Source organism: Oceanispirochaeta sp., assembly GCF_027859075.1.
In the GTDB taxonomy this organism is placed as follows: Bacteria; Spirochaetota; Spirochaetia; order DSM-2461; family DSM-2461; genus Oceanispirochaeta.
In genome coordinates this window covers 1-2,771 of record NZ_JAQIBL010000269.1, presented here as the reverse complement: position 1 = coordinate 2,771, position 2,771 = coordinate 1, and the positions used below count along the sequence as shown (strand labels likewise).

At 42.3% G+C, this 2,771-nt stretch carries 2 protein-coding genes; one reads left to right on the top strand and one right to left on the bottom strand.

Annotated elements, in window-relative coordinates; translation table 11 throughout:
* A partial coding sequence (locus tag PF479_RS14905; RefSeq protein ID WP_298008012.1) for a hypothetical protein occupies positions 1-239 on the bottom strand: 239 nt, incomplete at its 3' end.
* Between the two features lie 157 nt (positions 240-396).
* On the opposite strand from PF479_RS14905, the gene PF479_RS14900 reads away from it, so the two are divergent.
* A partial coding sequence (locus PF479_RS14900) for an ATP-binding protein (RefSeq protein ID WP_298008010.1) occupies positions 397-2,771 on the top strand: 2,375 nt, incomplete at its 3' end.

The window sequence follows — 2,771 nt, the reverse complement described above, 5'->3', positions numbered from 1 at the left end:
TCTCCCAGGTACATTCCCGGAGCCCCATCCTGGCGGACCATAATTTTCACAGTATCAGTGGGACCAATTCTGATGAGGGGTTTGCTCTCTTCATCAATATTTACAGTTGCTTTTTCATTGCCTGTTGAAGAAGCTGATTCTTTCATAATTACAATCTCTACTTTCTTCCCACTGCAGGTAGAAAAGATTAAAATAGAAACAGAGATCATCAATAGAAGGATCTTTCTTTTCCCATTCATTTATTGTCTCCCATTTAGCATTTGAATTATATTATATATTATAGAGAATAAAGGGTTTTTATTTTTCTTTTCTACGGGGATGTTCTTACTTTAAAAATTTTAAATCCGATAATGATAATCAGAGGAGAAATAAGTTCTGAAAATACAATCCCGTCTGATGCTTGCCATCCTTCCAGTCATAATTCTTGTTTATGGATTAAGTTCACTTTTTACGCTGGTTCAGTCTTCCCAGGCCATGGAAGATCAGGCCTTGGAGCAGGCACAGCTCTTGAGTAAGAGCTCTTCTGATAATCTGGAATCCAGGATTATCCAGTATCAGAATATTTCTGAAGATTTGAGCAGTGCTGTCATTACTTCCATTAATATTGAAACATCTCTCAAGGCGTATCGAAAACGCTATCCTCAGTTTCCACATATTTTTTACACCGCTTCCAATGGTTTAGTCCGGGATATGGCACCCTTCGAAAAAACCTATATGGGGATAGATTTGAGCAGGATGGAGGCCTGGCAAAAGGCTTTCACAGAGAAAGTTCCTGTTCTCTCTTCTCCCGGCAGTTATTTCGGGAGTCAATCTATCATTCTTTTTGCTCCTGCCCGGCTGTCTTATGTTGTTCATAAGGAACCCAGTGTCGAAGGGGTCGTTGCCCTTGTTCTCCCTCTTCGAATTCTCTTCAAGGAAATCAGTACGGTGCAGATCGGAAGTTCTGGGTCTATTTTTGTAATTGATCATAAGGGTCTCCTCCTTCATCATAAGGATAAAAATCTTATCCTGTCAGGATATGTAGATGACTTCTCATCCCTCGATTCATTCGGCGATGTTGCCCAAGCCATGGTGGATCAAAAAACAGGATTTGCCAGCTATGGAGATAGAGCCAGGAGACAATATATAGCCTTTTCTCCCATTCCTTCTGAGGCCTGGTCTCTGGGGGTCCAAGGCAGTTACGGGGATATTACATCAGAGATCAGAAACATCACCTATACAAACATTCTCATACTCCTCGCAGGTCTTATTCTCGGCGCAATTATTATGTATTTTATGGTGCACACTGTTGTCAAACCCATCGAAGATCTCACAGTCATGGCCCGGAAGATTGCAGAAGGGGACAGAACCATCAGGAGTGATCTGAAAACAAAATCCGAGGTGGGAGATCTTTCTCACTCCATCAATTTGATGGTTTCTGAATTGCGGGCTCATCATAGCAATCTGGAAAAAATCTTAGATGACCGCACTATGGAACTGAAAAGGACAAATGATGAACAGGGAGAAACCATCGAAGAGCTGAACACCGCCAATGGATCTCTGATGGAAATCCGGGAAAACCTGGAACAGCGTGTTGGGGAGCGTACTCAGGAACTCCAGAAAGCCCACAATTATATCGATAATATAATCAATTCCATGCCATCCATTCTTATCGGTGTTAATCCCGAAGGAATTATCACTCAATGGAATAAAGAGGCCGAGAATAAAACAGGATTTACGGGGAATAAGGTCATTGGTCAGTCTCTTGATCTTGTTTTACCTCAATTTTCTGACGAAATGGAGACCATCAGGGACTCCATTAGCAAAAGACAGAAACAACACCATACAAACAGTGTCCGCTATGACAATGGAAAAATCCTTTATAATGACTTGACCGTTTACCCCCTAATTGCCAATGGTATTCATGGTGCAGTTGTTCGTATTGATGATGTTACAGAAAGGGTTTTGATGGAAGAATCCCTCAGGCAAAGTCAAAAGATGGATGTTCTTGGCCAGCTGGCCGGAGGGATTGCTCATGACTTTAATAATATGCGTGGTGGAATCCTGGGGGGGGCAGAACTCCTGCAGTCCATGGTGAAGGAAGATCCAAAGGCTAAAGAGTTCCTCTCTCTCATTATCAATTCAGCTAAACGTGCGGCAGAACTGACGGGTAAACTTTTGATTTTTTCCCATAAAGGTAGAAACGTCTTTACTGTCATTGATCTGCATAAAGCCATAGAGGGGGCGGTCGCTCTTCTTGATAGGAGTCTTGATAAGAGTATAAAGATCCATACAGCTCTCAATGCAGAGTTGTCTAATGTAAAGGGCGATTTCACTCAACTTCAGAATACTTTTATGAATCTTGGTATCAATGCGGCCCATGCCATGCCGGATGGTGGTGAATTGATAATTATAAGTAAAATTACTGAGCTTAATACTGAATATTGTCATACCAGCCCCTTCGATATCGCCCCCGGGATGTATCTCGAAATTGAGTTTCTGGACAATGGTGAGGGGATTGCCCCGGAAATTCTGGATCATATTTTTGAACCCTTCTTTACTACAAAAAGATCCGGAACAGGAACCGGCCTGGGCCTTTCTGCTGTTTATAGTGCCATACAGCAGCATCAGGGAGCCATCAGTGTTACCAGTGAGTTAAATCATGGAACATCCTTCAAACTCTACCTCCCCCTTATAGAGGATCAGCCGGAGAGTCGTTCTCAGGATTCTTCAATGACCCCGGGAAAAGGATGTATTCTTATTGTAGATGATGAATCTGTTATACGAATGGT